Here is a 4,196-nt window from a genome sequence, read left to right as displayed (position 1 = left end):
GCCGCCCCGCCGCGGTAGAAGTGGGCGGGACGGTTCGCGGGCAGCCGCAGGGGTTCCCGCGGCGCCCCGGGCGGGATCGTCACGGCGGCAATCTAGCAGTGCGGACACCCGGACCGCGCCGTGCGCGTGGGGGACGTGCGGGGCACCCGGACCGGGCTCCCCGCACCCGGTGCGCCGGTGACCGTCATCACGCAGCACACTGGCATGGCGGCGTCCGACAGCGTTGTTGACGTCCATGTCAGAGGTGACGTGACTGTCGGTGCGCGATCGCCCGGTTCGCGGCGGTCGGCTGATCAGGGAGGATATTCGTGTCGAACAAGGCTGCTGTCTTGTTCCGTGTCGTCGCCGTCGCGGAGGCCTTCTCGTGGGCGGGCCTGCTCGTCGGCATGTTCCTCAAGTACGTCGTCGAGCTCGGCGAGGGCGGTGTCCCGGTGCTCGGCATGGTGCACGGCGTGCTGTTCGTCCTCTACCTCGCCACCACGCTGCTCGTCGCGCGTCCGCTCGGCTGGCGTGCCGGGACCGTGGTCACCGCGCTGCTGGCGAGCATCCCGCCCCTGGCGACCTGGGTGTTCGAGAAGTGGGCCCTGCGCAGGGGCAAGCTGGACGGGCCGGAACGGCTCGCCCACGGCGGCACGGCGCTGTTCCTGAACCGCGACCGCGTGGGTGCCGCGGGCGCCTGAGCGCCGTCCCGGGACGCGTTCTCCCGCGCGGGCCGTGCCGGTGACGGCGGCCCGCGCGGGAGGATCACCCCTCGCCGGCGTCGTCGGTGAAGTCCCCCGCGGACTTCCGTACCCGGGTGAGCAGGTCGGTCAGCTGTTCGGTCTGCCGCGTGGTCAGGCCGGTGAGGCCGAAGTCGATGGCGTTGACGGCCCGGGTGGCCCGCTCCTGCCGGGCCCGGCCCTCCTCGGTGATCTCCACGAGGGTGGTGCGCCGGTCCGTCGGGTGCGGGAGGCGCTTGACCAGGCCGTCCTTCTCCAGCCGGTCGACGATGTTGGTCACGCTGGTGGGGTGCAGCTGCAGCCGCTCGCCCATCACCCGCATCGGCAGACTCGACGACCGCGCGAAGGTCAACAGCACCAGGGCCTCGAAGCGGGCGAAGGTGAGCCCGTGCGGCTTGAGCGCCGTGTCGACGGCCGACTGGACGATCTGTTGCACCCGCATCAGACCGGTGACGGCGGCCATGGTGGTGGAGGGGCCGATGCGGTCCTCCCACAGCTGCGCCGCGCGCGCGATCGGGTCGAACGGCAACGGACGGTTCATGGGCCTCGAAGTTAGCAGCGGGACCGGGCACGCTGGGGGCGGGTACGCCGAGCCCGCCCGCGGGCGGGGCCGAGGAGGAACACATGATCGTGGCGTTCAGCGTGAGCCCGTCCGGCCCGGACGAAGGTGACGGTGTCGGCGAGGCGGTGAGCCGTGCCGTGCGGGTCGTGCGGGAGTCCGGCCTGCCGAACGAGACGAACGCGATGTTCACCAACGTCGAGGGCGACTGGGACGAGGTGATGGACGTCGTCCGGCGGGCGGTCGAGGCGGCGGGCGAGGACGCCTCCCGGGTGAGCCTGGTCCTCAAGGCCGACATCCGGCCCGGCCACACCGGGCAGCTGGACGCCAAGGTCGAGCGCGTCGAGCGACGTCTGTCGGCCGACTGACCGCGCGGCGGCGCACCGGGGCGACGGGTTCGCCGACGGCGCCGACCAGCCATGAACGACGTGACCGTCCGTGCCAGGATGGAAGGCGTGACACAGCCACGCGGATCAGCAAGCAACGCACAGGCCGCGTCCGCCGCGCTCTCCGGGGCGGTCGACCTCTCCGGGCTCAAGCAGCGCGCCGACGCGGCCCGACAGTCGAACCAGGGCGGCCCGCAACGTGGGCAGGCGGGGGGCACCTCCGGCGGGGCAGGCGGCGCCGGTGCCGTCATCGACGTGACCGAGTCCACCTTCCAGTCCGAGGTGATCGACCGGTCGATGCGGCAGCTCGTCGTCGTCGACCTGTGGGCCGATTGGTGCGGTCCGTGCAAGCAGCTCAGCCCCGTGCTGGAGAAGCTGGCGGCGGAGAGCGACGGCGCCTGGACCCTGGCGAAGGTGGACGTCGACGCGAACCCGCGGATCTCGCAGGCGTTCGGCGTCCAGTCGATCCCGACGGTGGTCGCGATCGCGGCCGGGCAGCCGGTCGACGCCTTCTCCGGCGCGTTGCCGGAGTCCCAGATCCGGCAGTGGGTCGATCAGCTGCTCGACGCGCTGCGGGACCGGCTGCCGGGTGCCGGGGCGGCCGACGGGCAGACCGAGGAGGAGCCCGCCGAGGAGGAGCAGGACCCGCGGTTCACCGAGGCCGAGGCGGCGATCGAGCGCGGTGACTACGCCGGCGCGCAGGCCGCCTACCAGCGCATCCTGGACAGCGAGCCGGGCAACGAGCAGGCCGCCGCCGCGCTCGCCCAGGTCCGGTTCGCCGAGCGGGCGAGCACGACCGACCCGTCCGCGGTCGAACGCGCGGACGCGGATCCCGACGACCTGCAGGCCCAGCTCGCCGCGGCCGACTACGAGATCGCCTCCGGGGCCGTCGAGGACGGCTTCGGCCGGCTGACCGCGACCGCGCGCCGGGTCGCGGGGGACAACCGGGACCGCGTCCGGGAACACCTCGTCGGCCTGTTCGACCTGTTCGACCCTGCCGACCAGCGGGTCGCCAAGGCACGGAGGGACCTCGCCAGCGCACTGTTCTGAGTGCCTGCCGTAGCCCCGCGCCCGGTCCGGGAACCCCGGGCGCGGGGTGCCCGGACCGGGGTCACGGGTAGGTGTCCGTGCAGGCGGCGGAACCCTCGTAGTAGCCCAGGCGCAGCGCCTCCACCCGGGCGAAGCCGTTGGCCACCCGGAGACCGTCGGCGTCGGCGGCGATGAGACTGCGCGGCTGCAGCAGCTCGGCGATCGCCTCGTCGAGGTCGCCGGGGGAGGGACGCAGCAGCGCGCCCTCCACGTCGATCGCGTTGGTCCAGGCGCCGACCAGGCACGCCGTCCGGAGCCCCGCCTCGGGGCTCGTCACGTCCGCCCCGACCCCGAGCTGCACACCCTGCACATACCGGGACACGATCTCGGCGAACGCGGCGAAGTCCCCCATCCCCCCGGCGCTCTCCGTGCCGCGGAACTCGGCCTCCCGGTCGATCGGCTGTCCCAGTTCGGCCAGGGCCGCCGTGTCGATGCCGACGGTGTTGTTCTCCCGGCAGTAGGAGGCGGGCGGGGTGCCGGTCCCGTCGGGGCAGTCGCCGCCGGTCTCGACGATGCGGGGCGGATCCACCTCCGCGGCGGCGAAGGAGTCGTCCAGGCTGCGTTGGAGCATGCCCACGGTCTCGGCCGAGATCCGCAGGTCGCCTCCGCCCGCGTCCTCCGGGGCGAACGGCCGCTCGGTGATCCGCGCCTCGACGTCGGCCCGGTCGAGGTCCGCGCACCGGGCGGAGCCGGAGGAGAACCCGAGCTGGAAGGCGTAGGTCCGGTCGAACGCCGTGCCGTGCGCGCCGCCCGCCCCGGGGTCGTCCCGGATGAAGAACAGCGAGGACAACACCTGGTTCAGGCCCTCGGAGGTGGAGACCCGGAAACGGGCGCTGGAATCCTCGGCCATCCACCGGAAATAGGCACCGGTGAAACAGTCCGCCTGCTGTTCCTTGACGATCGTCGGGGTGGTCTCGTCGATGCCCGCCCGGTCGCCGAGGCGGTACTGGACCGCGTGCCCGAACTCGTGCGCGAGGACGGTCACCACCGCCATCGGGCCGAACCGCTCACGCAGCAGCGGGAGCAGCAGGCCCCGGTCCCAGGCCACCAGATCCTCGCTCGGGCAGTAGAGCGCGTTCATCGCCGCCTCGGTGGTGTCCGCGCCGCAGATCTCGAAGGCGGTGCCCTGGGGGTCGTAGGACAGCAGGCGGCCGACCGGCTCGAACTCGTCGGCGAACCGTTCGGGGAACTCCTCCGTCCAGAAGGCGCTGACGTCGGCGATCGCGGCGAGCGCGAGCCGGTCCTCCGCGGAGTCGGAGACGTTCTCGACGGTCAGCTCGGGCGGGGGCGCGTCCGGGCGCAGGCCGCTCTCGAAGTGCGTGACCGGGAGTCCGGCGATGTCGCCGACGCTGTGTGCCTGCCCGCGGACCTCCGCGCCGCAGGCCGTGGCCACCAGCGCGCACGTCACCGCACCGGCGACGAACCCCCGGTTCCGGCGGGGCG

At 73.4% G+C, this 4,196-nt stretch carries 5 protein-coding genes; 3 read left to right on the top strand and 2 right to left on the bottom strand.

The window, feature by feature from the left end; translation table 11 throughout:
• Positions 1-308: 308 nt before the first annotated feature.
• The gene (locus SACPADRAFT_RS0205190; RefSeq protein WP_007026711.1) at positions 309-680 is read left to right on the top strand and encodes a DUF3817 domain-containing protein; all 372 of its coding nucleotides are present in this window, start codon (positions 309-311) and stop codon (positions 678-680) included.
• Positions 681-744: 64 nt separating this feature from the next.
• On the opposite strand, the gene SACPADRAFT_RS0205185 is transcribed toward SACPADRAFT_RS0205190, so the two are convergent.
• Entirely contained in the window at positions 745-1,260 is a 516-nt protein-coding gene (locus tag SACPADRAFT_RS0205185) for a MarR family winged helix-turn-helix transcriptional regulator (protein WP_007026710.1), read from the bottom strand.
• An 83-nt stretch (positions 1,261-1,343) separates the two neighbouring features.
• Between SACPADRAFT_RS0205185 and SACPADRAFT_RS0205180 the strand changes: the two genes are divergently transcribed.
• Both SACPADRAFT_RS0205180 and trxA read left to right on the top strand, forming a co-directional pair.
• Positions 1,344-1,646 (top strand): thiamine-binding protein, encoded by a 303-nt coding sequence (locus tag SACPADRAFT_RS0205180; RefSeq protein ID WP_007026709.1) that lies wholly within the window; start codon positions 1,344-1,346, stop codon positions 1,644-1,646.
• Between the two features lie 78 nt (positions 1,647-1,724).
• On the top strand, positions 1,725-2,714 hold the full coding sequence (gene trxA, locus SACPADRAFT_RS0205175) for a thioredoxin (RefSeq protein WP_040923988.1): 990 nt from the start codon (positions 1,725-1,727) through the stop codon (positions 2,712-2,714).
• A gap of 61 nt (positions 2,715-2,775) precedes the next feature.
• On the opposite strand, the gene SACPADRAFT_RS0205170 is transcribed toward trxA, so the two are convergent.
• Positions 2,776-4,196, bottom strand: a 1,421-nt coding sequence (locus tag SACPADRAFT_RS0205170; protein WP_007026707.1) for a neutral zinc metallopeptidase, incomplete at its 5' end; no start/stop codon positions are given.

Source organism: Saccharomonospora iraqiensis subsp. paurometabolica YIM 90007 (assembly GCF_000231035.2).
GTDB classification, from domain to species: domain Bacteria; phylum Actinomycetota; class Actinomycetes; order Mycobacteriales; family Pseudonocardiaceae; genus Saccharomonospora; species Saccharomonospora paurometabolica.
Note: the sequence above shows the minus strand (reverse complement) of the source record. Positions and strands in the feature narration are given on the sequence as shown.